Here is a 24,221-nt window from a genome sequence, read left to right as displayed (position 1 = left end):
AGACATACAAAAGATCCATCGTCTAATTGACCGTAATACTTCGGGCGGTATGCGTCCCATCTTACGTGCTTATAGAGACTCGCAGAATCGCGTGCAGGGTGAGATGGCCAGACTCACGGCAGAGTACATCCGTGACGGGACTCTGAGCATGTCGAGTCAACAACGATATCAAGTGTTAGCTCAACTTGATCAACAGATTGTCGATCAAGCACGCCAGCTGGGTGCCGTTGACCTTGAGCACACAACAAATATCTTAAAAGAATCGTATCAACAGAGTTATTACAGAACCGCATACACACTAGACCGGGGTTTGCAGCAGCCGGTTTCTTTCTCGTTACTCAGACCTGAGTTTGTAGAAGCATCAGTCAATATGCCTTTAGCAGGCGAACGATTTAGCGATCGCATTTGGCATAACAAGGAAAAGCTGGTCGCTCGTACACGGTCGCTCGTGCAACGCTCGATGATCGACGGTGCCGATCCTGTGAAATTGGCACGGGAGCTCAAAAGGGAATTTGGAACAAGCGCTTACGAAAGCACTAGACTGGTTCGGAATGAAGTCGCTCGTTGTACACGGATGGCACAGGATCAGATATACAGCGATTCCCAAGTCGTTAGCGAGGTCATGTTTGATGCAACACTCGATGGGCTAACTAGCGAAATTTGTAAGGATCTGGACGGGGAACGATACCCGATCGATCAAAAACCTGAGATCCCAGATGACACACATGTTGGCTGTCGCTCAGACTACATTCCTGTAGTCGACGGATGGGAGCCATCGCAGAAGTTTGATAACGAAGAAAAACAATTAATCGACTATAGCTCATATCCCAAATGGGCGGAATCACAAGGAATCACATAACATTTTGCGTATCCAGGGCGTTGCGTTGGGTGGGCTAGGAGGATGACACGATGAATTGGGAAGAAGTAAAAAAATGGCTAGAAGAGAACAGCAATGATGAAAACGTTCGTACTTTTATTGCCGGCAACATTAAGACTGAGGAAGTGAAAAAGCTTGCCGATGATAATAAAGATTTAAGCAAGTGGCTTGAAGGAGAGAAGGATAAACACTCTTTAAAAGCTTTGGAGACTTGGAAAGAAAATAACCTTGATAAGCTCGTAGATGAGAAGGTCAAGGAGCTTTACCCTGACGAGACAGAAGGCCAAAAAGAAATGCGGAAACTTCAGGAAAAAATCTCGCAAATGGAGGGGGAGAAAACACGTGAAACTTTACGAAATAAAGCCCTTACTATTGCAGGTGAAAAGGACTTACCTACATCCATTCTTGACCACTTTATCGGCAAGGACGAAGAAACCACCTTGAAAAATCTTGAGACGCTAGAGTCTGCTTTAAAAGACGGTGTACAAAAGGGTGTCGATGCTCGGTTGAAAGGTAGTAGCTACACTCCTCCTGGGGGTGACGACAATGAAGGTGGTTCTAATGATGGCAACAGCTTCTTAGATGTCATCAAAGATGAGCAAGTCAAACGATAAATTACTTTATGGAGGACGAATAAGATGACATATCTAAAAGATGAACTACGAGGCTTCGTGCCAAAACCGAAAGCCAATGAAATTATGAAAGATGTAGCGCGGGGGTCAAGCCTCATTCGTTTGTCGCGCATTGAGCAAATGACAAGCGATAAAAAACAATTCCCAATGATGGTAGATGGGCCCGGTGCCTACTGGGTAGGCGAATCGGAACGAATCCAAACATCGAAAGCCGAGTGGATTTTTCCGGAGATTGAAGCGAAAAAACTCGCTGTAATTGTGCCTACGACTCGTGAAAAAATGAACGACTCAACCATTGATGTATTCGGAGAAATGCGCCCTGCAATTTCTGAAGCGTTTTACACAACTATTGATGCTGCTGGATTAATGGGTACCAACTCCCCATTTTCGAAAAGTGTGTTGAAATCCGCAGTTGAAGCTAAGAATGAAATTACTTTAGGTGATAATCTCGATATTGACGCGTCCGAGTTAATGGGGTTGATTGAAGAGAAAGGTCACGATGTAAATGGCTTCGCTGCCCATTACGGAATGAAAAATAAGCTTCGTAAATTACGAGATGCCAACGGGAATGCACTTTTTGTTCCTGGTGTAGGCCAAAGTGAATTTTACAGCAACCCGATTGAATTTGTTCGTAATGGTGCTTTTGACAAGTCACAAGCAGAGGCAATTGCAGCAAACTGGAACTATTCAATTGTCGGCATCCGTGAAGATATTTCTTATGAAATTTTGACTGAGGCAACATTGCAAAACGTAACAATGAGCGACGGTAAGCCGTTATCGTTGGCAGAAAACGACATGATTGCTATCAAGGCGACCATGCGTATCGGCTATCTGCCAATTAAAGATGAAGCATTTGCAGTGCTACGTCCTAAAGGGTTTGGTGACTCGGGGGAGTAAATTACCCCGAGATTAAGGATGTCAATCCTACGACTGGCGGGGCAGTCATCAACTTATCGTAAGGAGGGCTATCATGGCTTTTAAAATCTATCAAGGTGATACCGTGGTGGTTGAGGGTGAAAGTCCTCTTGAAATTACAGGTATTGATCCAAACACGAGCATCGAAAGTGGAGAATACAAGGCTGTGAGAGTTGAAGATGACAGGGAGTCCGAACCAGTGGATGTTCCTGCATTCACCACACGTCTAATTGAGGTTGAGGGTGTTAGCCTTGCACCTCGCTCATCAAGCGCTGAAACGGGCGAAGAAGGTAATCGTCAGCTTAATGCTACAGTATCACCGTCTGAGGCTAACAATCCTGCTGTTTCTTACGTTATTGCTCCCGAGGCAGACGGTTTATCTGTAAGTGATGGTGGTAGAATATCTTGGTCTGAAAACACACCAGCTGGCGAGTATACAACGACAGTTTCCACAGATGACGGCGGGCACACAGACACTCATGTCTTGACGTTAACGGAACCTGAGCCAGAGCCCGGTGAGGAAGATAATAATGAGTAATCAAAAAAAGATCATAAAGCAGCTTCTTGAGATTGACGACGAACTAATGGACGATGTGATTGAATATTACATTGAATCTGCTCGTCAACGCCTTATGAACGCTTGTTATCGAGATGATTTTCCGTTGCAGTTGAACCACATTGTAACGGAAATGGTCTTTCAGAAGCTGGATAACGGATCGACGCCAGGCGTGACTTCTGTAAGACGTGGGGATACGTCTACATCATTCGATTCCAGTGATGCGTTTCATCGGGTCATGGAGCGATACAGTGAGGAAATCGCAATGTTTAGAAAGGTGCGATCAGGGTGCTGAAAGCTCGAGCAGAACGAAAGGCGCTTGAGTCAACCTACTATCACAGAGCACGGATAGAACGGTATGAATCGTATGTAGAAGAATGGAGAGAAACGCGCCAGGGCTATCGTATGAAATACGACGATAAACCTTGTGCGCTAAGTCAGGCAAGTCGCTCAAATTCAACACAAACTCAAGGGCCGAACCAGATCGATTACGACGCAAAGCTATTCTGTAGCCCGAAGCTACTCATTAAGCCTGGTGATCGTGTTACAGTTACTTTTGAAAACGGCTTAGAACGACAATTTGAGGCAGGCGAACCCTTCCCTTACCCACATCATCAAGAGATCCCATTACTAAGAGAGGATGATGCATAGTGTCGGTAGAAACATTTGGATTTGATAATTTACAAAACCGTCTACTTGCTGTTGCTGAACGTGATGCACCACGACTCATTGATGAGTCTGTTGAGCGTCAAGGAATGCAAATCGTAGCAGATGTCAAACAAGGATCACCGGTGCGTGCGGAATCTGGTGGAGGAAACTTGAAGCGCAAGTGGACAATCGGCGTTGTTTCTAATGGTGCTGTTGAGATTGGTACGAATGTTGATTATGCACTACCAGTTGAAAAAGGCTTCATCCATAATAACGGTGGCTTTAAAGTCAAAGGAGTCCACATGCTAGAAAAAGCAGTAGAAAACGGACGCCGTAGACTTCCTGGTGAAATGGATCGACTCATGTCTGCCATTCGAAACGAGTTAGGGCTATGAAGTTAATTACAATTCAACGTGCCGTCATATCTCAATTGGTTGAGAAATTTGGGTATACGGTTTATGGCGAAGAAGTAGGGACGGGCTTTAAGCGACCGTCCTTTTTTGTGTATCTGGTGCCTCTTGAAACTCGAAATTTAACATACTACGAACTGGATAAAGCAGTGATGGTCAAAATCGATTATTACAGCAGGGACGAGACCAGAGCTGAACACTGGATGATGGCTGATGAACTTGAATCCTTGTTTAATAAATCGTTAAAGGTTGACAATCGCTATTTGAATATTGAGCGATCAACGAAAGAAGAAATTGAAGGCGTTCTTTCATTTGGATTCACGGTCGAATACACCGTTGCCATTGATCGGAGAGATGTTGATTTAGGTTACGGAGACGGAAAAGACAGGAATATGGAAATTTTAGAAATGGAATGGAGTGATCCGAATGGGACTTCCAGAAATTAATATTCGATTTCAGACACAAGCCACAACAATGATTCAGCGCTCAATGCGGGGCGTTGTTGGGTTAATTCTTAAAAGCGAAAACAATCAAGGCATTCATACGTTCCGTAGCCCAGAACAACCACTTGAAAACGAATGGGGTTCGAGCAACTATGATTACATTCGATTAGCTTTTATTGGAACGCCATTTAAAGTTGTAGTGTTTGCTATTGATCCCGAAGATGGAATTAATAACGCTTTAGAAAAGGTGAAAGGCAAGGGCATTAACTATGTGGCGATCCCAGAAGCGACATCTGACGAATCAGAACTACTGAGTACCTTTATCAAAAGCCAGCGTGAAAATAAGGCAAGCACTATCAAGGCTGTGGTTGCCAATCAAAGGGCTGACAATGAAGGTGTCATCAATTTTACGACAGGAAATATTGTTGTCGGCGATGAGACTTACAGTGCAGCTGAATATTGCACTAGAATTGCTGGAATCTTTGCAGGTTTATCATTGGAACGGTCTGGGACGTTCTATGAACTTTTAGAAATTGATAGCATTGAAGAGAAAGACGATCCTGACGCCGCCATTGATAACGGTGAACTCATCCTCATCGACGACGGGGAAAAGATCAAGATTGGTCGGGCTGTCAACTCGTTTACTTCTACCACCCCTGCTAAACACGAAGAATTTCAAAAGATCAAGATTGTTGAAGGTGTTGACATGGTTCGTGACGACATTAGAAACACTTTCCAAGATGAATACATCGGTAGAGTAATTAACGATTACGACAATAAGATGCTGTTCTTTGCTGCTGTAAATGCGTATTTTAGACAGATCGCACGAGAGAATGTCCTTGATTCTAATTTTGACAATTATGCAGACATCGACTTTGAAGCACACCAATCATATATTGCTGCACGAGGTGATGATCTTGATGAATATGAGGATCAACAAATTCGAGCTGTGAACACAGGATCTACTGTTTTTGGTCAAGCATCAGTAAAGTTTGTTGATGCGATGGAAGACCTTGAATTTGATGTATTTATGTAGGAGGGATAGCATATGACAGCAACTTATAGAGGACGTAATGTGATCAACGGCGCTCACGGTAAATTGTGGTGGGATGGTGAACTCATCATGGAAGTTAAATCGTTTGAAGCAAAGGTGGTCGCCAACCGTGAAGAAGTCCCAATCGGTCTTGATGTTGATTCCAAGATTGTCAGTCTTGCCGGCGAAGGAACGATGACACAGAAAAAAGTCTACTCTCGCGGGATGCGCAAGTTTTTGGATGCTTGGCGCAATGGTCAAGATTTACGGTCGACACTTACAGGAGTCTTGGCTGATCCAGACGCTATTCGGTCTCAAACAGAGCGTGTGAGCATCAGTAATGTTTGGTTTAACGAAATGACAATTATGCAATGGGAAGAACAAGCGAAGTTAGAACGAGAATTTCCGTTTGGCTTCACGGTTTCTGACGTAGATATTCAAGATACAATTGACGCTTAAAATACACTAATCGGAGGTTATTCATAATGGCAAAAGATCGAATTACGATTCAACGTTTATTGGCAAAGCGAGAGCATATTGAGAAGGGTCATGAGAAACAGGCTGAAATGTATATTAAATCCTTAGATGGCACGGTTCATGTGCAATCACCACCGCGTGATGTTGTGCTTGATGCATTAGATGCGGAGAGTTCAACCGAAGGGAATCGAATGCTCGTTTATGAGGCGGTGACAGAGCCTAATCTTAAAGATGCGGAGTTGCATAAAGAATTCGGCGTTGCTCACAGCCCAGATCTAATCGTTGATAAGCTTTTTAACCTAGGTGAAGTGGCTGGCATTGCAACTGAAGTGATGAAGATGAATGGTTTCGATGGGAAGTCCACCCAATTGGTAGATGAACTAAAAAACTAATTGATAGTGATGGAGAGTTTCAGATGCTTCATCACTACACCCAAAAAGGTGTCCATCCTGACGTTATTATGAATGCAGATATTACATTGAAAGCATGGTATAAGGCTTCTATGGCTAAAGATATTGAAGATGATTCTTCACAAAACGCACAATTAAAGAAGATGTTAGGACGTGGATAATCCACGTTCTTTTTTTTATCCCCGATGAAAGGGGTGAGAAACCTTGAGTAGCTATGAATTTGGCGCGAAATTTACGATAAAAGACGAGTATTCACAACCTTTAAAAGATGCAAATGAACAACTAAAGGGCACAGAAGATGCCGCCAAAAAAGGCGGTAAAGGTGTCGATGGCATAAAAAAGAAAATGCAAGGCGGCATTAAAACAGCTGCTAAGTGGGGAGCTGGTATCGCAGCCGCAGGGACTGCTGTAGTCGTTGGCGGTGTTGCAATGGCAAACCAGTTTAGTAAGACAGCTAATAAAATTGATCAAGCATCGATTAAAGCTGGATTACACACAGATACCTTGCAAGAAATGCAGTACGCACTTGGACAAACAGGCATGGGCACACGTGACGTCGAACGTACTTTTGAGCGTCTGACTCAACGTATGGGTCGTGCAGCGTCAGGCAATGAGAAGTACGGAAAAGCGCTTGAAAACGTTGGTGTCAATCTAGCAGATGTGAAAGACGGCACGGTAACGACAGAAGAGGCTTTTGTTCAGGCTATTGATACGTTGCACGGTATGGAAAATGCCATGGAACGGTCGGACGCTGCGGGTGACCTTTTTGGAACAACGCTAGGTCGAAAGCTCTTGCCGGCGATTGAAGAGGGCGGTGACGCCTTAGAGGCGCTTCGAGAAGAAGCCCACCTGTTTGGAGCCGTAATTGATGAAGATGCGATTGAAGCAGGAAAGCTGTGGGGCCAATCGATGGATCAAGTGAAGACCATTCTTAGTGGAGTGGGCACAACACTAGCCACAACAGCACTTCCTTACTTACAGCGTTTTCTTGATTACGGCATTGAGCACATACCGAAAATACAAGAATTCATGAGCAACGCAATGGAACGAGTCGGATCGGTTTTCTCTTGGATTGGTGAGACTGGTGTTAGTATTTTTCATAGCATCCGTGATGCGATCCAGGATAACATGCCGTCGTTTGATTTGATTAAAGATCAAGCGCAAACCTTCGGTGAGATGCTCGTGAATGCGTGGGAAGGCGCTCAACCGTATATTGAGTGGTTTATCGATGAAGGAATCCCGAAAGGTGTAGAGGTACTAAGTGACATTGTAGATTCAGCAATGGATCTGTACCACACGATCGTTGATAACTGGGGAATGATTGAGCCGTTCGTTATCGGTATTGTTACTGCATTTACAGCTTGGCGTGCAATTACTGCTGCCCATGCTGCTGTAACTGGAACTATGACCGCAGCGCAATGGGCACTCAACGCAGCCATGACAGCAAACCCTATTGGAATTGTAGTCGCTGCAATCGGAATACTCATCGGTATAGGTATTTTGCTTTGGCAAAACTGGGATACGATCCGTGAAAAAGCAGGCGAGTTATGGGATCGCATACGTGAAACCTGGGACAACATCAGAAATAGAACTTCTGAAATTTGGAATAACGTAAAGGATGCCATATCTGATGCAATGGTCAGTGCTTTAGCATCTGTAACAAGCTTCTTTCAACCATTGCTAGATTTCATCTCTAACGTCCGCAGTGCATGGGATCGATTGACCAGTGCGTTTAGTAACTTCAGCATGCCGGATATTGGTCTTCCAAAATGGATGGGCGGGGATGGGCTACTAAGCTTTGACGTTGGTACAAATGCTGTTCCTCATGACATGATTGCACAGATTCATAAAGGTGAAATGATTGTGCCGGCGAAACAGTCAGCAGAGCTACGTAAGCAAGGCGTCACGATCGATAACATCACCGATATGTCGCGAGTTGTAAGAGGGAAGAAAGAGCAATCTGAGCCAACGAGTCAAGTGAAGTCGGTTCAAGCACCAAATAAAACTGGTTCAGGGAACAGCTTCAATTTCTACATCAACGGTCTTTCTGTAGATGAGGTTTTAAATGAACTCGTTCCAAAATTAAAATTGGCTTTAGCTAATATGTAAGGAGGGGAACAGCGTGGATGTTTTTTTGAGTGTGAATAACAGAGAACGAGTAATTCAATTGCCCGTTGTTCCTGAGGGTTTTAAGATCGATAGTCCTCACAACAACGAGACGTACAACTCGTTTAAATGGGGCGATATTAAGTTGATCGGCACTACTGGTCTAAAAGGGTTCACCCTATCAAGTTTTTTTCCTATTAAAGACTATCCGTTTCTACGCAGTCGTGATTATTTCGGCTGGGAGTACATCGAAGAAATAGAGGAATGGAAAAATAGGCGTGTCCCGATTCGTGTAATTGTCACTGGAACACCGATTAACTGGCCAATGTCTATTGAGAATTTTACGTATGGCCCAGAAAATGGGAGTGGCGATTTGTATTATGACTTGCAGCTTGACTACTTCCCTTGGCTGACGAGATTGGAGCGATCGTAGACATGGCCAATAAACCTTTTCAATTGCTCGTGACTACATCTGCTACACGTACCATTGATGTGACGCCTCTCGTTGGCAATATTAGTTGGCGCTCAAGTGTGGACGAGCTCGGCCAAGAGTTGGATTTTGAGGTCGCGTACAGTGATCAAAAGCACCTTGCTGGCAATCCTATACAGATAGGTCACCAAATGACACTACTACAAGGATCCGAAGAAGTGCTTCGAACAATTGTTGTAGACGAAGGACGACAAGGGAGATCATCTCGCTCATACGCAACATTTGACTCTGCTTTCTACCTTAATAAATCGATAGCAAGCTATCAATTTAATAGCATCACCGGTGATCGTGCCATCCGCAAAATTGCCCATGATTACAGTATCCCGATCGGTCATATTACGTCCATTCCTACACGCATCAAAGAGATCTTCATTGGCGACACGCCAGCTGACATCATACGAGAGATTTTAGAGCAGGCCGAACGTGACCAGGGAGAAAAGTATCGCCTTGAAATGCGCGTTGGGCAGCTGCATGTAATGCGCCAGCGTGAAATGCTCGTGCGTGGCCGTTTTAAGCTATATCATCCACGAGGGTCTTGGCGAGATATGTCTGAAGGTATGAGTAACCCTCAGCGTTCGCAGTCCATTGCGGATATGCGAAACAGCATCATCGTTGTCCGAGACGATGAGGTGATCGCCACAGCTGAGAATCAAACATTGATTGACCAGTACGGCTTGCTACAGGAAGTGGTTGATGTGGATGAGGATACAACAAGGTCACAAGCACGTAACATCGCTCGAAACACCCTTCGTGAACTCGGACGTATCCAAGAAGATAACAGCATGGATTATGTTGGAGACATACGTGTCCGATCTGGACGCTTAATTGACATAGATGAACCTGTGACTGGCATTGCCGGTCGCTTTTTAGTATCTGCTTGTTCTCACACATTGAGTAACGGCTTGCACAAAATGACACCGACTTTAGAGAGGGTGGTATGATGACTGATGCATTAACGGAGTTCGCTAAACTTTTTAAAGACCGAGATCATAAACCCGTTAAGATGCCTACTACCGGTTTTGTAAAGTCCGTACCTCCCAATCCTAAAATTAGGTTGACTGATAACATTATTTTGGATAAAAGCCACTTGATATTTTGTAATAGAACAGCACTGTCATATGACGTTGGTGATGAAGTGGTGCTCGTACCACAGCATCGTAATATGTACATTGTTTTAGATCGGGCGGTGAGGTATTAATGTTGCCTAAAATTACGCAATTGGAATTCGATCGACCTTACGATCAAGAAGTTACTGAAGCCACTCATAGTGGGAAATCTTATTTATTTGATTTCGAGAAAGGTGACTACGTAACTCGTGACGGTAAAATGGTTCCGATTGAGGGTATTGATGCTGTCAGGCAATGGATAAAAACGACAATGCTCACCGAGTTTGGTCGTTACCGAGTGTTTGAGGGCGTTGATCACGGCATACGAACGACAGGACTGATTGGTTCGGCATATCCAATTGATTTTGTTAAGACGGAATACAAGAGAGAGATAATTGACGCGTTGACTCTGCATCCGGCGATTACATCGCTTGGTCAATGGTCATTTGCACACGAAGGGTCAACGCTGCACATCTCGTTTCGAGTGGATACGATTTACGGCGATTACAGAGATGAGGTGAGGGCAATTGTCAGCTGAAAGAGAACGGGAAATTCACCAGGAAATACTGGACGGTATATCCGACGATCATGAGAAGATACCCGGCGCACCGGTCTACGATTGGACACGACCGCCAGCGCGCAAATTTGCGGAATACGAACAGCAACAAGACCGCATTGCTGGCAAGCTGGATGTACGTAATCTGACTGGCGATGAGTTGGAAAGCTACATTAATCAGCGCACTGGCCAAGAACGCCAGCAATCGACGCATGCGATCGGCCAAGTGCTTGTTGTAGCTGACGGCACTGTACCAGCTGGCGCTCGTTTTGAGACAGTATCGGGCATTGAGTATGAGGTGTTGGAAGCTACACCTATCGACGAAGAAGGGCGCGTTGACATTCGTGCGGTAGAGTCTGGACCAATCGGGGTAGTGCCTGCCAATCAGATCATAGAAATACCCGTAACACTTGAAGGTGTTGTTTCAGTGACCAATCCAGAGCCAACATATGACGGCTTCTCAGCCGAGTCAGACGATGACCTATTACAGCGTTACTACAAGCGTATTCGTACCCCTGCAACATCGGGAAATAGATTTCATTACGAGAATTGGGCGCTTGAGGTGACGGGCGTTGGTGCTGCTCGTGTCTTTCCGTTGTGGGACGGGGACAACACCGTGAAAGTGGTCATCATTGACGCTGATCGGCTACCAGCATCAGATGAATTGGTTGCCGAATTGCAGGAATACCTTGATCCAGGCATCACCGGCAAAGGTGACGGACAGGCGCCAATAGGTGCATACGTCACTGCAGAGAGTGCCGCCGACAAAGCCATTTCGCTATCATTCACACTGTCGGTTGCAGGAAGCGCTGAGGTGGATGAAGTGATCGAGGGCATTGAAACTGATGTGACCGCCTATTTGCGAGAGATCGCATTTGAACAAGACTTTGTTTCATACGCTGCAGTAGGCGCTATTATTTTGGCTGCTGATGGCGTAGCAGACTATACAGATCTGCTCGTTAATGGGGACAATCAAAACGTAGCGATTGGAGAGCAAGAAGTGGCTGTGCTCGGAGGTGTTGACGTTGATACGTGATCTTCCCACATTCATGCGCGGATCGTCCATCCTTAACCAGGTCTTTAATGCTGAGGGCAGGCAGTTTGATAAGCAAGGCTATCGGATATTGGACATACACCGGCAGATGAACCTCGAAACAGCTACATGGGCGCTTGATATTTACGAACGTGAGCACGGCATTCGTGTTGATCGACGCAAACCATACGAGGAGCGCCGGTCTGTTTTACGATCTCGTATCCGTGGTACTGGCTTAGTGAGCGCCGACATGATCAAGGCGGTGGCTGACAGCTATACAAACGGTGACGTAGACGTGGACTTTCTCGGCTATATACTCATTACGTTTACATCTCGTATTGGGCGGCCGCCCAACTTGGTGGATGTGACACAAGCGCTTGAGGATGTTGTTCCCGCCCACCTTCGTATTGAATATGCTTTTCGCTACCTTACTATCGGTGAGATTAGCACACGGACGATCGAAGAGGTGCAAGGGATGACACTAGGTAAATTCGCAGGAGGTGAAGCTGTTGGCAACTGAAACAGAGAAATTGAAGCTATATAGAGCCAATCCAGAAGCCAATCCAGATGAAGTGTTTGACTTTGACCGTTTGCTTAATGAGAACTGGGAAAAGTTGGACGAAGAAGCACAGACCGTCGGTGAGTTCATGGACAGCAAAGGTGAACCGGGAGGTTTGGCAGAACTAGATGAAAACGGAAAAGTAAAAGGTGTAGAGATTCCAGAGTTACCCGAAATGACAATCGAGAACATTGAAGGGTTGCGAGATGCACTCAATAGAAAAGCACTTATAGATCACTCGCATAATCCTTCGCAAGTTGGTCTGGGAAATGTAATTAATGAAAAGCAAGCTACTAAAATTGAGTTTGACGATCACACGAATGACAACACCGTTCATATTACGCAGCACGAACGAGAGAAATGGGATTCAAAAGAGACGCCCTCAGGCGCTCAGCAAAAGGCTAATAATGCAGAAACCAAAGCTAATGAATACACTGACAAACATGCCGAATCTTTTATTGCACACGATGAGATCAGTAATCGCAAACGTCTAAATAAAGACGACTCAGGTATCTTTACAACGATCGAATGGCGCCGAGAAGACGGTACACTTGCCAAGCGATCGGTACTAAGTGGCGGGGAGTCGCCTGATTACACGCAACGTACAGTGACTTATTTTGCGTTAGATGGTTCATCAACAGAACATACGGTTGTTTACGATCAACAGTACGATGAGGATGGCGACTGGATCGAGGAGGTGCCACGATAATGCAGGATATACAGCTTCATGGGATCACTGCTGGATCGAATATGCGAGGGAGAAGGCACTTTAAAATTTTTGTTCAAGCTGACGAACCTTCAGCAAATAACATCGGTGATATTTGGATCGTTACTGATCAAGCCATTAACGAGATAAAGACGACAGGACGACAGCCGCAGAGCCCTAGACGTGATGACGTGTGGGTGAGGCTCAACAATTTAGAATATGAATTAAGTCTCGATAAAGCAAACGATCTATTCTATGAAGGTACAGTCCATACACTCTATTATGATACTACCGAAGAAAGTCTTGTTAGCGAGTTAACTGATGATAATTTGCTGCTATGGGAAAACCCGTCCACAAAAGCTTACGGAAGACCGTCTCACGTCCACAAGTGGGACAGGGACAATGTTAGATGGAATCGCTTAGAAGCTTACACGTGGAATGGAGAAGAATGGGAACAAATCTCGTCTCTAACATTCTATCTTTATGAAGAAGGCACTCTGCATGAGCCTTGGGAGTTATACAGAACGGGAGATGCGGCGACATGGAGAGCTACTGTGGAATTTAGAGACGATCACATGTATTTGTCGGGAGGAGCGCAAGCAAATAGTCAACCTGGAACGGGATATCAAACAGGACACGGTAACGCTGTTACAGCAAACCCTATAGATGTTACTAATTTAACTACGCTCCACCTTAGATACACACTAACTGTATTTGGTGGCCAAGGAAGAATGTATATAAGCGATGTTGCATCATCGCCAAGTCAGGGTAATTCACTTTTGTACGCTCGCCTAGATAATAATAGAGACAAAGATGAGTGGTACTCTTTTGATGTATCTTCTTTGACAGGTGAAGCATATCTTCACTTTTCAGCTTGGGCTTCACTCGGTTTTAGTGCCAATAACGGTTACGCAAGATTGAATGTCTATGAAGTTTATTTTGAATAAGGAAGGGGACGGTGTAATGGAAGGTTACAAGTATTTAGTGTACCACTTGGAAAGTGGTCTCGTTATTGAAATTCGAGAAACGGAGCCGGTTCACCAAACAGGTTATAGCTACGCACTATCTGATCAACATAAACCTGGTGACGAATTCGAGTTCTCAATCTGGGTCATTAGAGTAAATCATAATAAGATATTAGTTTCTCACACTTCAATTCGTAATAATCCACAAGCTGAAAGACTTTTGCGGGAAAGTGTAGAGATTAAAAATGATATGAATGAAGCTATATTGGAGCTAACAATGCTACTGGCGATGCAGAGTGCGCCGCAGACGGAGGACGATTAAATGTTTGATCAAAACAGCATAGTAGCCCGGACATGGGCAGAAGTGGTTTATAAAGGGGATCGATCCATTGAAGAAGTTCCTTCTCTTTTTAATCTTGTTGACGTTGTTACTCACATGGTTAATGAAGATAAAGGGGGTGAAAATAATGTTTAATGAGAATAGCATTATCGTTAGGACTTGGTTCACAGCTGTGCTTGCTAACGTTTATCCATTTCATATGGTGCCAGATCTTTCTAACTTAAAAGAAGTTGTAGGGCAGAAATTAACTGAACTTGGTTTTGACACCAACGCCTAGATAGGCGTATTTTTTATGCCATAAATAGAGATAGGTGACAGATAATGTGGGAGTCCATAATTAAATATGGAATTGATTCGGACATCGGTATTTTCGGTGTCCTTTTTATTTTGTTGTTAGCACTGCTTTGGGTAGGTGTTTGGTGGATTATGAAGAAGAACGATGAACGAGAAAAGCGCCTTCAAGCTAGGAATGAAGAACGGGAGAAGCGCTATATTGATGTGATCGACAAGCAAGCAGAAGGACTTACTGCAATTAACAATGTACAAAAAGATGTGTCAGAAATGAAAAGTATGCTTTTAAGGAGGAATTGATGTGACTGAGATTTTAGCAATGGTATCTGTTCTCGCACCGGTAACAACAGGCGTAGTATTAGCACTTCACAAGACAGGATTGAAGAAAAGCTATAAACCTTTCATTGCGATGATTGTTGGGGTAGTTATCGGTCTACTTGGCGCACCGTTGATCGTTGATGCTGAGATTGGCCAACGTTTATGGGCGGGCTTTCTATCTGGTCTGACGGCTGTCGGCTTATTTGAGGCAGGGAAGCAGACAATTAAAAGTAAGGAGGATTAGGTATGATTAAACCTACTCTGAGGTGGGGGAGTCTTACACCGATCGGACAGGTGAGACGTATTATCATTCATCATCCCGCAGCTGTAAGATACTCTTATTTACAGATCCACAACCAACACCGTAATCAAGGATGGTCAGGGGCAGGGTACAATTACTATCTGCAAAAGAACCATGAGTTTTATGAGCTTCGAGGACTAAATGTAGGTGCTCATGCTGCCAATGAAAACAGCGATTCATTAGGCGTCTGTGTTGAAGGGAACTATGACGTAGAGAATATCAATGAATCTTTGTTTTTGAGGTTTGTCGATGAAGTACGGAAGCTCATGAGAAAACACGGTTTAACAGCGAATGACGTCTACCGTCACAGTGATGTAGGGAATACCAGTTGTCCTGGTGGTTACTTCCCGTGGGCGCGGTTTAAGAGGTTGATTGGGCAGGCAGAAGAAGTGAAGTCAATTGTACATGAACCAAAACAAGAAGAGGTGATCTACGTGAAAGCAGGAGATTTTCAGTGGGCATCAGGTAAAGAGCGATTTGAACATATTCTTAATCGTCACGGAAACAGCAGCGAACAAGAAGCCTATAAGAATGATGAGTTAACAGTTAGCGATGCATTTGGAGTTTTGGCTAAAGGTGTACTTGCTGAGCCGTCACAGACAGTACCAGAAGCTCATAAAGAGGCATGGGATGAGTATACAGAACGTGGTGTATATAACGGCAAGAATCCGAACCATCCGATCACAAGAGCTCAGCATGCAACAGTAACAAAGCGCATTGAAGATGGTATGTGATTGGTATATTTTACTATTACAAAAGTATTAATTATTTAGGTTATAAGTGCTATGATTAAAACTCCATCATTTGCTCGCAATGGTCGAGCGATTACCCCGTAACTAACCGTGCGGGGTTTTTTTATGCAAAAAAAAGCACGCCCCCAGAAGGGGCGTGTCAAGGTTGATGCGAGAAACAAAGGGTTGCTGTAGTAAAGTTATGTACAAGTTTTAAAGGAAATATACCTCTGTGTTAATAAAAGACACGTCTCACCACAAGACGTGTCAATGTATGCATATACGCGGAAATTGGAGTGGGTAATTATAATTTAACCCATTGATGGAATTATATACATTCCTAAACAAAAACACGCCTCATAATTGAGACGTGTTCACCCAATGTCATGGTTTGGGTTTACCACACAGGAGTGGTACTTATAAAGTACTCAAAGTCGCATTGATATATACATCTGTATAATGGAGGGATTTGAAGCGTCTAAGAATCAACGGGAGGAATAGACGTTGCCCTCTGCAATTATTGTATGTAACGAAATTAAAAACGTTATAAACAATAAACAGAATTAGTTATAGGGATTTAGGACTGGATGTTGATTGACATAAAATTGAGACTATTTTATTATGTTAGTGAAGGAGTTGCACACAGCTTCTTTCACTTTCGATTAAAAGCCACGTTTTAAATGGACGTGGCTTTTACTACTTATAGTTGGGGTTGAGTCAAATTACACAAATACATATGATGAACAGGAATTTTTCAGATAAGCAGTCGACATACACATCTAATACATTTCCTAGTAGCTGTCCCAGATGTAATCTGACACAACAGCCGAATTTGCTACGCGGCATACATATCAAGGGGGGGATTTATGAAGTATTGTTCAAATGCGTGAACTCAAAATGTTTATTTTTATTTTTAGCTGAATATAGGAAGGTTGGTTCTCCAACAAATATGCGTGTGGCATTAGTAAGAACTTATCCTGCTGAACCAAAAAAGTTCGAGTTCAGTGAAGATGTACATAGAATATCAGAGAAGTTCGTGAAAACATACAATCAATCTGTAGCAGCTGAAGAAGCTGGTTTAGATGAATTAGCAGGTGTAGGGTACCGAAAAGCGTTAGAATTTCTCATAAAAGATTATTTAATAGAGCATGAAAATGTAGATCCTGACAAAGTCGCAAGCAAGTTTCTTGGAACAGTAATTAACAACTTTGTGAAACACGAAAGTATAAAAGAGATGGCAAGGCAAAGTGCTATCCTAGGAAATGATGAAGCGCATTATGTTAGAAAGCACGAAGACTATGATATAGAAAATCTTAAAGTGTTTTTGAATTTAACTGTTAAATGGATTGAAATGGAACTAGATACTGCTAAGTTAACAGGCATGATTCAGAGCAAATAGCGAAGGGTTTGATCCAATGAGCTTAAACAAAACACGAAACAAGTTGTACAAGGCTGCACGGATCCTAGGTGATGTGAACGCTGTGAAGAAAGGTCGAGTCGGACGTCGCGTTGCTCGCCGTGCTGCCGGCAGAGTCACTGGTAGAGGCTTGGGTAAGTTATTCAAAGGATGGAAGTTCTAATAAAGTAAAAGCCGTACTTAACTGTACGGCTTTTTCAATGAATATTTTATGCATTTTTTATACATTCTGGTAACATTACCGGTAACATTGAAGTAAAAACATACTACTACAGGCAAAATCCTAAACCTTGTCAAACCTCGATAAGTAAAGGGATCCTGTTAATAATACATTTGTTATTTTATCCTTTATCTGACTCCCGCCGTCTCCACCATACATAGAGATGGTGGTTTTTTTTGTGGATTTGTCACTTGAACCATAAGTTTGCCAAAACGGCAAGCTTATGGTTCTTTTTACTTTTGGCAATTTTATGGTTCCAAACAAGGATAATTTATATGAATTTTACTTTAAGGATGGGATCTCATTTACTCGAGAAATCTTCAACAATCGGCCATTTAATGGAATAACAAATAATTTTTATCTGCCGAAACATTTTTTGGATTAAACTCATAACTACGCTAGTGGTTGCTTTTAGCGCTTTTTTTAATTATACTTTATGTACAAAATTAAGGAGGGATTTATGAATGTTAGTTATTTTCCGCGCGTTGAACAGCTAAATTAATAGTTCAGTGGCTCTGATTTTTCAGGGTGAAGCGGGATAAGTCTATCCATTTATATTTCTCTTTCGGTCATAAAAGGAGTAAGGTGGGTTAACCATCTTACTCCTTTTTATATATTTTTTGAATGTATCCTTAATTACTTTGCAATTATCTCGGAGACACTGCTCTATTCCATTTGATTTTACTAAAAGATGTTTTAGAGAGGTGTGTTTATTAATGACGAATAAGCCATTAGAATCTAGAGTCTGGTTGATTACTGGCGCAAGTAGTGGGCTTGGATATGAATTTACAAAAAAAGCACTTGAATCTGGCGACAGAGTAATTGGAGTTTCTAGAAATTCAGATAAATTAATCAGGTTTGAAAAGGATTATTTAGAAACTTTTAAATCATTTGAGCTAGATATAACAGACAGAGATTCTGTATTTCAAGTTATAGATAACGCTGTTGACCATTTTGGCAAACTTGATGTTGTTGTAAACAATGCAGGAAGTATGATATTAGGAATGATTGAAGAGTTCACTAAAGCTGAAATACAACAGCAGATGGAGACAAACTTTTATGGTGCCGTTTGGGTGAGTCAGGCAGTGATGCCTTATTTAAGAGCACAAAAGTCTGGTCACATTGTGCAAATATCAAGCATAGGTGGTATACTCTCTGGTCCTATGACAGGTATCTATAGTGCAAGCAAGTTTGCTCTAGAAGGGTTTAGTGAAGCGTTAGCCCAAGAAGCCTCACATTTTGGCGTTCATGTCTCCATTGTTGAACCAGGAGGTTACTGGACTAATTTATACACAAAAATGCAATTTGCTAATTTAAATGAAGACTATAATTCAGTCAGAGAAGTATTAGCAAAACAAAACATTGAAAGTAAGGATAGCCACCCAAAAGAAGCTGCACAAGCGTTAATGAAACTTGTGAACAACGACAATCCACCTTTAAGGTTAATTTTAGGTAGCCTTGTCTTTGATGCGGCTATAGATCATGCCAGCAATAAAATTAAAATATGGAAAGATTGGGAGGATACGAGCCGTTCGGCTGAGAAGGCAATCCCTGACCCTAATGAATAAATGTAGGGTACTTCCTGTTTAGGAAGTACCCCACCCTAGCTCATGCTTATCTTGAATCTTTAGTTTACTGCAGTTACTTATCTTTATTCCATTAACAATCGGGCGCCATCCTGTAAGAGGGATTGCGCTTTTTAACATGTAGCATATTTAATTTATATAGTGCAGAAGATGCAAATGATAAAGCCTCCAGTTACTATTCACAAGGACTGACCCTAATTCGGACAGAAATTGTAAACAATCATACTGGGAATTATGAGATCTTAGGAACACTCGATACAAACTTTATAGAAAATGAAGAATTTGATTGGAAAGATATATGAGCAGGGAACAAGCAGGGTAAATTAGCTACCTTGCTTGTTTTCTGCGAATGTTGAATATGATGAAGACTTCTTTACATTAGAAGATGTTGTATTTCTAATTGGAGTTGTATCAATGGCCATAGGTCCCGCACTGTTTTTATATGTTCTGTTTTATTATCCTGCTTGAGATGAAAGCTGTGGGGAGGTTTAGCAGTTAATCTGTACTCAAAGTATTAGGATTAATAGTTGCTATAGTAGGTATTATTACAGGTACAATAAATTTTATAATTTGTTGTGCTAATTATCAATTAGACTTAACTGAAAGCTATAATGCAAGCTGGGGATGGTTTTACAACATTTGCAAACCCTCGTGTATGGGGGAGTACTACGGTTCAAAAAGGCACTAGTTACAAAGGATGGGCAAAAACTAATGCTAACACCAACTTAGATCAAATTCGAGCAGTAGCAAAACTATACTATAGAGGTGGAAAAATAGCTCAGGGTACAGATACAAGAAGAAATCATAATTATGCTGGAGCTATGTTTGACAAGGCTAATGTAGGGTTGACACGAGATCATTATGCGGCAGGAGAACATATTGGTAGAAAATCCGGGTACAAAGATTTAACATTTAACACAAGAAAAAGTTATTAAATATTGATTCTCGCCGTGGAATTTTCACGGCGAGAAATACAAGGAGTGCATGAATATACTTAAACCCACTAAATGTATAGTACTTATATTAGGTATTAGTTTACTAATGTCATGCAATAGTAATAGTGAAAGTAATGCCAACATAGATGATGACATTCAAAGAAGTGAAGATGATATAACTGGCATGGTAGATAAAGACAGTATGGTTTTATCTTATGGCTTGTATGATGATAAAGAAATAATTATTGACACATACATTGATGCTAAATATGATGACGAGTACAATTTAACTTTTGAAATGGGACAGTATTATCCGAATGATTTAGAATTTAAACTGCTTGTATTTGAGGATTATATTCAGAAAGATTTTTATACTGATGAAGAGACTGTATCTAGTGTCGACTATACAGTAAAATCCAACGGTATTGAAAAGATTGACTTTAAAATATATCCAGATCAGCAAGCAAATGAAGTATCAATTTTAAATATAATCTCGCCAAACATTCAATTACAAGACATTGATGAAGAATTTGGTTATGATTCTAATACAGCCTATCCAATTAGGAGAGCTGTATCTCAAGAAGTTAATAAGAAAGAGTTCGACCAAAATGTAGAGGTAAATAATATTGATGAGGTGAACTTTGACTCTTTCTTGTCACGTTCCGAAGGTGAGTTTGAATTAATTAATGACGCAGACAAAGGTGAAAGTTTATATTTGAATTTAGGCAATATTTATGATCGAGATGTAACATATGCAGTAATTGCTTTGCTTGATTGGAAACAAGTACCTTTAAATGGTAAAGATGTTTTATTTACTAAAGTTGATAAAGATAAAACAGGTGTTTTGGAAATTGAACTTCCTGATGATATTGATGGAAATCCATCTTATCAACTTATTGCATTTTCTTACCCTTATGAAATTGAAGAAGGAAATTATGATGCTGCTGATGTATATCCCACTCAAAGAATATTCTTAAAATAAATAAACTTGCTGTTTTCAATTAAAATAGATAGCTCTTTTTTAGAGGGCCATAGATGAGGGACATTTCACGCCATATATGCTCACTGTTATTTACGGAGCAAACTTTGATCCAATCCAAACTATGGGCGAAGATCAGTTTGAGCGTTTATTGGGGATAATGGGAGTCGAAATGTTCCATATAGGGGCGATTATAGCTCTAGTTTTGGCAATTCTGATGCTTCTATGGGCGGAATTTAATATAATACGAAAAAAATAAAGCATAGGGAATTAAACTAGCTGTCAAATGGTTGGTATTTCCTCTGAACTTCGCCTAGACATTTACCTTTTCAGGAATAAATAGTAGACCTTTAAAAAAGTGTTCAAGTTACTATTGCCATTCCAAAATAACTAGGTAGAGGTATGAATAATATGAAAATTAAAATCCTTATTACCGTATTAATTTGTGCTATATTAATCGTTGTTTTTTGGCGCTTGAACGTAGAGCCGGAAATATCAGAAGAAGAAGCACTTTCGTCAGTAATTGATAAAAACAGTAATGAAGACGAAGAAATCGAAATGTTATCTATAAAAAAACGATGGGGAAACTATATTGTAGAGTGGGAAAAAGAAGAACACTGCGAAGAAGGTACAAATACCGTTGACGGAGTTACCGCTGAAATTATAAAAGGTGAGGTATCCATTTGCTAATGTAGGCTGACTCTCTGTGATCTTTAAAGATTGTTGGGAGTATATATTTTAAGGACCACAAAGAATTTATGAAGAATATAAATTTATGAACGAATTCCATAACTAAGACCATAGCCTTTCAAGGTTTTCACACTACAAAAAAGAGTATCCTCCCAGACAGTCGAACGAGTAAAACTCGATAATTCGAAGCCCTCTTATGGCCACTATTCAACAAGCGAGCTTAATTCCACAATAGGGCGCAATCCTGTAATGACAGAGGTTGCGCTTTGAATTACTTTATGTAGAAATCATTTTTGCGTTTAGATATCTCCAGTACTTTTAAGGAAACGTAGAATGATAATCCTGCCAATAAGTATAATAATATCTCCCAATCTATAGGAGAGTTATTGACGAAATAAATCATTAGGCCGCCAAGAACACCAGCAACGGAGTAATTCACCCAACGAATTCCTTTATTGATATGTTCTATGATGAATGAAGCAGGTACAGCCAGAAGCAAATAAGCTGGCAAAGCATAGATTAAGAAGATCAGATAATAGGAGTCTAAAGGAAAAGACGGGAAAGTACTATTTAAGATGAACTTTGGTATTTGATAAATACCAATGAGTAAGGAAAATACAAAAGGGGATAGTATGGCAGCAAATATCTTTAACATAGGATCACCTCCACTGTTGATCCTAGCATGAACGATCAGGTTTAGACAGGATACATGAAATTGAGTGTTCATTATGATGCCAGCATAGAATTGCCCATAAGAGATTGATGTAACAATACTTGTTATATGTTTAACGATCGACCCAAAATGCTAAACGTGGATTTGGAAAAACATTCAGAGTAGTTTTGATTGTAATACGTATGTCGAAGATGAGCCTGGGATTCCAAGATGGGAGTGGGATAAATTATTAAATTAATCACTTGGAGCTTAAAAGATGTCAACTGATCAAAAAGCATTCCATACGACAGGTATAATAACAATCCTATTAGGTATCATAACTATCCTTTGGATTAACGTTGGTAACGGTGGCGAAAGCGATTTAAATTGGACTTACATCATAACAAGAGTATTAATTGGTGTTGTAGTAATAGGACTGGTTGTGTTCTTTTTCTATCGCAAAAAGAATAAGAAAGACTAGAGGGTGCGCATGCATTGCGCTCCTTATTCAACGGGTAATTGGTGTCTTGTTGATGGGTGTTTCTTTGTATCTATTTTATAAAAATTAAAGCAGTCTTAAACAATCGGTCGCTTTAATGTAAGTGAATGTAGTAGTCAAAAACAATAAATTAATATCACTTAATATTCTTTATAATGTAGCATGCTATTTAAACTGAAATATGTATAGGGGGGTCATATATGAAAAGAATAGTTTTATTATTATTAACGTTCACTCTCTTTCTGGCTGGTTGTAGTGAAATAATGGAGAAAAGCTATGAGGGTGATGTATGGAATGTGGAGTTTGAAGCAGAGGAAACGAGTTCTATAACATTCACGTATTTACCGAGTAATCCAGAAGATATAGATACTTTTGGTTTTGTTTCAAGTACAGGTATAACTAAACTTGGGATTCCTCTAGATCAAAACGGTATGCACACAGATAATAGCGGTTGTAGAGGATGTGCACAAACCGTTGATAATCCAATAGATATTGATATGACTTGGGTTACAGTGGATGGAGAAGAATTTGAAAAGTCCATCACATTGAATTAAACACATCATGCTCTTTCATGTAATTATCCAAGTTTAATTACTTTAACCATAGGTGCTACTGTTTAATTTTATAGATTAACACGTTGTGGTTTTGTGTAACTTATATGGATCATTATGTATATCAATAAGAGTACAACAAAGAAGCATAAATAATTGATAGTTATAAAATCATTTATGCAAAAAAATCAAGCCAAATCCGCCATATAGAAAGTATAAAAAGTAATGAAATCAAGATATAATTAAAAATAATGAAACCTCTGGAAAGAGTGTTTTCTTTTTTCCCAATTATATTTTGTACTAATAAAAACGCACCAAAAATTAAAGGGATTGTGAAAAATAAGCTAAAAGAACTTCCTGAAATAAAAAGTGTGAGGTCAATTATTACAAAAATAACCATAAGCACACCTAGTATGTTGCTTACCTTCTTCAAAATATACACCCCTCCCAATTATTACCATTACATTATAAAGAGGTCAATAGATGCTCCTGCAATTTGGTGAGAAGTCACAGATCGGTTCAACAACTGGCAACTTTGTTGGAAGAGAAATTAATATTGAAAAAGCGGCATTCAATCAATCGGGGTTAGAGATTGGAAAATTCATGGCTATTTTGCATACAGCATGGTGTGCATCTGGAAAGATTTAATTTAAATATGCTATTAAACAATTGGGCGTTTTGTTTAATTAAGGGAGACATCGTTTCTCAGAAGTTTGTAACATCAACAATATATACTGGCCTATGCTTTTGGAATTCATAAACTTGAAATGATGCTGTACAATAAATGCA

The 24,221-nt window shown here is 41.1% G+C and carries 37 protein-coding genes; 35 read left to right on the top strand and 2 right to left on the bottom strand.

All coding sequences use genetic code 11. The annotated features are described in order from the left end of the window. Positions 1 to 103: 103 nt before the first annotated feature. From JOD17_RS00965 to JOD17_RS00810, 32 genes are all read left to right on the top strand, one after another. Entirely contained in the window at positions 104 to 859 is a 756-nt protein-coding gene (locus tag JOD17_RS00965) for a minor capsid protein (RefSeq protein WP_204695301.1), read from the top strand. 50 nt (positions 860 to 909) lie between these two features. Continuing rightward, a complete protein-coding gene (locus tag JOD17_RS00960) occupies positions 910 to 1,491 on the top strand; it encodes a DUF4355 domain-containing protein (RefSeq protein WP_204695300.1) in 582 nt (193 codons plus the stop codon). 24 nt (positions 1,492 to 1,515) lie between these two features. Then, a complete protein-coding gene (locus JOD17_RS00955) occupies positions 1,516 to 2,406 on the top strand; it encodes a phage major capsid protein (protein WP_204695299.1) in 891 nt (296 codons plus the stop codon). 73 nt (positions 2,407 to 2,479) lie between these two features. Then, a complete protein-coding gene (locus tag JOD17_RS00950) occupies positions 2,480 to 2,962 on the top strand; it encodes a putative Ig domain-containing protein (RefSeq protein ID WP_204695298.1) in 483 nt (160 codons plus the stop codon). Then, complete coding sequence (locus JOD17_RS00945) at positions 2,955 to 3,275, top strand: phage head-tail connector protein (protein WP_204695297.1); 321 nt, start codon at positions 2,955 to 2,957, stop codon at positions 3,273 to 3,275. Before JOD17_RS00950 ends, JOD17_RS00945 begins: the two co-directional genes overlap by 8 nt. Beyond that, positions 3,269 to 3,631, top strand: a complete 363-nt coding sequence (locus JOD17_RS00940) for an ABC transporter ATP-binding protein (protein ID WP_204695296.1) — start codon at positions 3,269 to 3,271, stop codon at positions 3,629 to 3,631. Before JOD17_RS00945 ends, JOD17_RS00940 begins: the two co-directional genes overlap by 7 nt. Beyond that, positions 3,631 to 4,023, top strand: a complete 393-nt coding sequence (locus JOD17_RS00935) for an HK97 gp10 family phage protein (protein ID WP_204695295.1) — start codon at positions 3,631 to 3,633, stop codon at positions 4,021 to 4,023. The genes JOD17_RS00940 and JOD17_RS00935 overlap by 1 nt, the downstream gene beginning before the upstream one ends. Further along, a complete protein-coding gene (locus tag JOD17_RS00930; RefSeq protein WP_204695294.1) occupies positions 4,020 to 4,484 on the top strand; it encodes a phage tail terminator family protein in 465 nt (154 codons plus the stop codon). Before JOD17_RS00935 ends, JOD17_RS00930 begins: the two co-directional genes overlap by 4 nt. Next, a complete protein-coding gene (locus JOD17_RS00925; protein ID WP_204695293.1) occupies positions 4,465 to 5,517 on the top strand; it encodes a phage tail sheath subtilisin-like domain-containing protein in 1,053 nt (350 codons plus the stop codon). Before JOD17_RS00930 ends, JOD17_RS00925 begins: the two co-directional genes overlap by 20 nt. Positions 5,518 to 5,529: 12 nt before the next feature. Beyond that, positions 5,530 to 5,973, top strand: a complete 444-nt coding sequence (locus JOD17_RS00920) for a phage tail tube protein (protein WP_204695292.1) — start codon at positions 5,530 to 5,532, stop codon at positions 5,971 to 5,973. 26 nt (positions 5,974 to 5,999) lie between these two features. Beyond that, positions 6,000 to 6,383: a phage tail assembly chaperone gene (locus tag JOD17_RS00915; RefSeq protein WP_204695291.1), complete on the top strand. Its 384-nt coding sequence runs from the start codon at positions 6,000 to 6,002 to the stop codon at positions 6,381 to 6,383. Between the two features lie 23 nt (positions 6,384 to 6,406). Next, positions 6,407 to 6,562: a hypothetical protein gene (locus JOD17_RS00910; protein ID WP_204695290.1), complete on the top strand. Its 156-nt coding sequence runs from the start codon at positions 6,407 to 6,409 to the stop codon at positions 6,560 to 6,562. A 43-nt stretch (positions 6,563 to 6,605) separates the two neighbouring features. Next, positions 6,606 to 8,510 (top strand): phage tail tape measure protein, encoded by a 1,905-nt coding sequence (locus tag JOD17_RS00905; protein WP_204695289.1) that lies wholly within the window; start codon positions 6,606 to 6,608, stop codon positions 8,508 to 8,510. Positions 8,511 to 8,523: 13 nt separating this feature from the next. Beyond that, entirely contained in the window at positions 8,524 to 8,940 is a 417-nt protein-coding gene (locus tag JOD17_RS00900; RefSeq protein ID WP_204695288.1) for a hypothetical protein, read from the top strand. Positions 8,941 to 8,942: 2 nt separating this feature from the next. Then, positions 8,943 to 9,938: an XkdQ/YqbQ family protein gene (locus JOD17_RS00895; RefSeq protein ID WP_204695287.1), complete on the top strand. Its 996-nt coding sequence runs from the start codon at positions 8,943 to 8,945 to the stop codon at positions 9,936 to 9,938. A gap of 259 nt (positions 9,939 to 10,197) precedes the next feature. After that, a complete protein-coding gene (locus JOD17_RS00890; RefSeq protein ID WP_204695286.1) occupies positions 10,198 to 10,641 on the top strand; it encodes a DUF2634 domain-containing protein in 444 nt (147 codons plus the stop codon). Beyond that, the gene (locus tag JOD17_RS00885) at positions 10,631 to 11,695 is read left to right on the top strand and encodes a baseplate J/gp47 family protein (RefSeq protein ID WP_204695285.1); all 1,065 of its coding nucleotides are present in this window, start codon (positions 10,631 to 10,633) and stop codon (positions 11,693 to 11,695) included. The genes JOD17_RS00890 and JOD17_RS00885 overlap by 11 nt, the downstream gene beginning before the upstream one ends. Next, a complete protein-coding gene (locus JOD17_RS00880; protein WP_239575088.1) occupies positions 11,685 to 12,212 on the top strand; it encodes a putative phage tail protein in 528 nt (175 codons plus the stop codon). Before JOD17_RS00885 ends, JOD17_RS00880 begins: the two co-directional genes overlap by 11 nt. Further along, positions 12,202 to 12,960 carry a hypothetical protein gene (locus JOD17_RS00875; protein WP_204695284.1) on the top strand — a complete coding sequence of 253 codons (759 nt, stop codon included), beginning with the start codon at positions 12,202 to 12,204 and terminating at the stop codon, positions 12,958 to 12,960. The genes JOD17_RS00880 and JOD17_RS00875 overlap by 11 nt, the downstream gene beginning before the upstream one ends. After that, positions 12,960 to 13,904, top strand: coding sequence for a hypothetical protein (locus JOD17_RS00870; RefSeq protein ID WP_204695283.1), 945 nt, complete (start codon positions 12,960 to 12,962; stop codon positions 13,902 to 13,904). The genes JOD17_RS00875 and JOD17_RS00870 overlap by 1 nt, the downstream gene beginning before the upstream one ends. 16 nt (positions 13,905 to 13,920) lie before the next feature. After that, positions 13,921 to 14,244, top strand: coding sequence for a hypothetical protein (locus tag JOD17_RS00865; protein ID WP_204695282.1), 324 nt, complete (start codon positions 13,921 to 13,923; stop codon positions 14,242 to 14,244). Continuing rightward, positions 14,245 to 14,397: a hypothetical protein gene (locus tag JOD17_RS00860; RefSeq protein ID WP_204695281.1), complete on the top strand. Its 153-nt coding sequence runs from the start codon at positions 14,245 to 14,247 to the stop codon at positions 14,395 to 14,397. It abuts the gene before it with no gap. Beyond that, the gene (locus JOD17_RS00855; RefSeq protein ID WP_204695280.1) at positions 14,390 to 14,539 is read left to right on the top strand and encodes a hypothetical protein; all 150 of its coding nucleotides are present in this window, start codon (positions 14,390 to 14,392) and stop codon (positions 14,537 to 14,539) included. The genes JOD17_RS00860 and JOD17_RS00855 overlap by 8 nt, the downstream gene beginning before the upstream one ends. 44 nt (positions 14,540 to 14,583) lie before the next feature. Beyond that, on the top strand, positions 14,584 to 14,853 hold the full coding sequence (locus JOD17_RS00850; RefSeq protein ID WP_204695279.1) for a BhlA/UviB family holin-like peptide: 270 nt from the start codon (positions 14,584 to 14,586) through the stop codon (positions 14,851 to 14,853). A gap of 1 nt (position 14,854) precedes the next feature. Then, a complete protein-coding gene (locus tag JOD17_RS00845) occupies positions 14,855 to 15,115 on the top strand; it encodes a holin (RefSeq protein WP_204695278.1) in 261 nt (86 codons plus the stop codon). 2 nt (positions 15,116 to 15,117) lie between these two features. Further along, a complete protein-coding gene (locus JOD17_RS00840; RefSeq protein ID WP_204695277.1) occupies positions 15,118 to 15,906 on the top strand; it encodes a peptidoglycan recognition protein family protein in 789 nt (262 codons plus the stop codon). An 871-nt stretch (positions 15,907 to 16,777) separates the two neighbouring features. Next, positions 16,778 to 17,302, top strand: coding sequence for a DUF4145 domain-containing protein (locus JOD17_RS00835; RefSeq protein WP_204695276.1), 525 nt, complete (start codon positions 16,778 to 16,780; stop codon positions 17,300 to 17,302). Between the two features lie 16 nt (positions 17,303 to 17,318). After that, positions 17,319 to 17,483, top strand: a complete 165-nt coding sequence (locus tag JOD17_RS00830) for a hypothetical protein (protein ID WP_204695275.1) — start codon at positions 17,319 to 17,321, stop codon at positions 17,481 to 17,483. 773 nt (positions 17,484 to 18,256) lie between these two features. Beyond that, entirely contained in the window at positions 18,257 to 19,108 is an 852-nt protein-coding gene (locus JOD17_RS00825; protein WP_204695274.1) for an SDR family NAD(P)-dependent oxidoreductase, read from the top strand. A 629-nt stretch (positions 19,109 to 19,737) separates the two neighbouring features. Further along, positions 19,738 to 20,061 (top strand): hypothetical protein, encoded by a 324-nt coding sequence (locus tag JOD17_RS00820; RefSeq protein ID WP_204695273.1) that lies wholly within the window; start codon positions 19,738 to 19,740, stop codon positions 20,059 to 20,061. A 49-nt stretch (positions 20,062 to 20,110) separates the two neighbouring features. Then, positions 20,111 to 21,043 carry a hypothetical protein gene (locus tag JOD17_RS00815; protein ID WP_204695272.1) on the top strand — a complete coding sequence of 311 codons (933 nt, stop codon included), beginning with the start codon at positions 20,111 to 20,113 and terminating at the stop codon, positions 21,041 to 21,043. Between the two features lie 408 nt (positions 21,044 to 21,451). Then, positions 21,452 to 21,730 (top strand): hypothetical protein, encoded by a 279-nt coding sequence (locus tag JOD17_RS00810; RefSeq protein WP_204695271.1) that lies wholly within the window; start codon positions 21,452 to 21,454, stop codon positions 21,728 to 21,730. A 271-nt stretch (positions 21,731 to 22,001) separates the two neighbouring features. Here JOD17_RS00810 and JOD17_RS00805 read toward each other — a convergent pair whose 3' ends face one another. Beyond that, positions 22,002 to 22,385: a hypothetical protein gene (locus tag JOD17_RS00805; RefSeq protein WP_204695270.1), complete on the bottom strand. Its 384-nt coding sequence runs from the start codon at positions 22,383 to 22,385 to the stop codon at positions 22,002 to 22,004. A 274-nt stretch (positions 22,386 to 22,659) separates the two neighbouring features. On the opposite strand from JOD17_RS00805, the gene JOD17_RS00800 reads away from it, so the two are divergent. Together JOD17_RS00800 and JOD17_RS00795 are read left to right on the top strand one after the other, a co-directional pair. Beyond that, positions 22,660 to 22,863, top strand: a complete 204-nt coding sequence (locus JOD17_RS00800) for an LPXTG cell wall anchor domain-containing protein (protein ID WP_204695269.1) — start codon at positions 22,660 to 22,662, stop codon at positions 22,861 to 22,863. 218 nt (positions 22,864 to 23,081) lie between these two features. After that, positions 23,082 to 23,435, top strand: a complete 354-nt coding sequence (locus JOD17_RS00795) for a hypothetical protein (protein WP_204695268.1) — start codon at positions 23,082 to 23,084, stop codon at positions 23,433 to 23,435. Between the two features lie 172 nt (positions 23,436 to 23,607). Here JOD17_RS00795 and JOD17_RS00790 read toward each other — a convergent pair whose 3' ends face one another. Continuing rightward, positions 23,608 to 23,865, bottom strand: a complete 258-nt coding sequence (locus JOD17_RS00790) for a hypothetical protein (RefSeq protein WP_204695267.1) — start codon at positions 23,863 to 23,865, stop codon at positions 23,608 to 23,610. A 50-nt stretch (positions 23,866 to 23,915) separates the two neighbouring features. On the opposite strand from JOD17_RS00790, the gene JOD17_RS00785 reads away from it, so the two are divergent. Next, entirely contained in the window at positions 23,916 to 24,080 is a 165-nt protein-coding gene (locus JOD17_RS00785) for a hypothetical protein (protein WP_204695266.1), read from the top strand. The last annotated feature ends 141 nt before the right edge of the window (positions 24,081 to 24,221 follow it).

This window comes from Geomicrobium sediminis (assembly GCF_016908595.1).
Lineage (GTDB): Bacteria > Bacillota > Bacilli > Bacillales > Marinococcaceae > Geomicrobium_A > Geomicrobium_A sediminis.
This window is presented reverse-complemented; position numbering and strand designations above follow the sequence as displayed.

Coding starts and splice junctions, on each gene's coding strand:
- JOD17_RS00965 (WP_204695301.1), top strand. CDS start 104: ATGGCCAGACTCACGGCAGAGTACATCCGTGACGGGACTCTGAGCATG.
- JOD17_RS00960 (WP_204695300.1), top strand. CDS start 910: ATGAATTGGGAAGAAGTAAAAAAATGGCTAGAAGAGAACAGCAATGAT.
- JOD17_RS00955 (WP_204695299.1), top strand. CDS start 1,516: ATGACATATCTAAAAGATGAACTACGAGGCTTCGTGCCAAAACCGAAA.
- JOD17_RS00950 (WP_204695298.1), top strand. CDS start 2,480: ATGGCTTTTAAAATCTATCAAGGTGATACCGTGGTGGTTGAGGGTGAA.
- JOD17_RS00945 (WP_204695297.1), top strand. CDS start 2,955: ATGAGTAATCAAAAAAAGATCATAAAGCAGCTTCTTGAGATTGACGAC.
- JOD17_RS00930 (WP_204695294.1), top strand. CDS start 4,020: ATGAAGTTAATTACAATTCAACGTGCCGTCATATCTCAATTGGTTGAG.
- JOD17_RS00925 (WP_204695293.1), top strand. CDS start 4,465: ATGGGACTTCCAGAAATTAATATTCGATTTCAGACACAAGCCACAACA.
- JOD17_RS00920 (WP_204695292.1), top strand. CDS start 5,530: ATGACAGCAACTTATAGAGGACGTAATGTGATCAACGGCGCTCACGGT.
- JOD17_RS00915 (WP_204695291.1), top strand. CDS start 6,000: ATGGCAAAAGATCGAATTACGATTCAACGTTTATTGGCAAAGCGAGAG.
- JOD17_RS00910 (WP_204695290.1), top strand. CDS start 6,407: ATGCTTCATCACTACACCCAAAAAGGTGTCCATCCTGACGTTATTATG.
- JOD17_RS00895 (WP_204695287.1), top strand. CDS start 8,943: ATGGCCAATAAACCTTTTCAATTGCTCGTGACTACATCTGCTACACGT.
- JOD17_RS00870 (WP_204695283.1), top strand. CDS start 12,960: ATGCAGGATATACAGCTTCATGGGATCACTGCTGGATCGAATATGCGA.
- JOD17_RS00865 (WP_204695282.1), top strand. CDS start 13,921: ATGGAAGGTTACAAGTATTTAGTGTACCACTTGGAAAGTGGTCTCGTT.
- JOD17_RS00860 (WP_204695281.1), top strand. CDS start 14,245: ATGTTTGATCAAAACAGCATAGTAGCCCGGACATGGGCAGAAGTGGTT.
- JOD17_RS00855 (WP_204695280.1), top strand. CDS start 14,390: ATGTTTAATGAGAATAGCATTATCGTTAGGACTTGGTTCACAGCTGTG.
- JOD17_RS00850 (WP_204695279.1), top strand. CDS start 14,584: ATGTGGGAGTCCATAATTAAATATGGAATTGATTCGGACATCGGTATT.
- JOD17_RS00840 (WP_204695277.1), top strand. CDS start 15,118: ATGATTAAACCTACTCTGAGGTGGGGGAGTCTTACACCGATCGGACAG.
- JOD17_RS00830 (WP_204695275.1), top strand. CDS start 17,319: ATGAGCTTAAACAAAACACGAAACAAGTTGTACAAGGCTGCACGGATC.
- JOD17_RS00825 (WP_204695274.1), top strand. CDS start 18,257: ATGACGAATAAGCCATTAGAATCTAGAGTCTGGTTGATTACTGGCGCA.
- JOD17_RS00820 (WP_204695273.1), top strand. CDS start 19,738: ATGCAAGCTGGGGATGGTTTTACAACATTTGCAAACCCTCGTGTATGG.
- JOD17_RS00815 (WP_204695272.1), top strand. CDS start 20,111: ATGAATATACTTAAACCCACTAAATGTATAGTACTTATATTAGGTATT.
- JOD17_RS00810 (WP_204695271.1), top strand. CDS start 21,452: ATGAAAATTAAAATCCTTATTACCGTATTAATTTGTGCTATATTAATC.
- JOD17_RS00805 (WP_204695270.1), bottom strand. CDS start 22,385: ATGTTAAAGATATTTGCTGCCATACTATCCCCTTTTGTATTTTCCTTA.
- JOD17_RS00800 (WP_204695269.1), top strand. CDS start 22,660: ATGTCAACTGATCAAAAAGCATTCCATACGACAGGTATAATAACAATC.
- JOD17_RS00795 (WP_204695268.1), top strand. CDS start 23,082: ATGAAAAGAATAGTTTTATTATTATTAACGTTCACTCTCTTTCTGGCT.
- JOD17_RS00785 (WP_204695266.1), top strand. CDS start 23,916: ATGCTCCTGCAATTTGGTGAGAAGTCACAGATCGGTTCAACAACTGGC.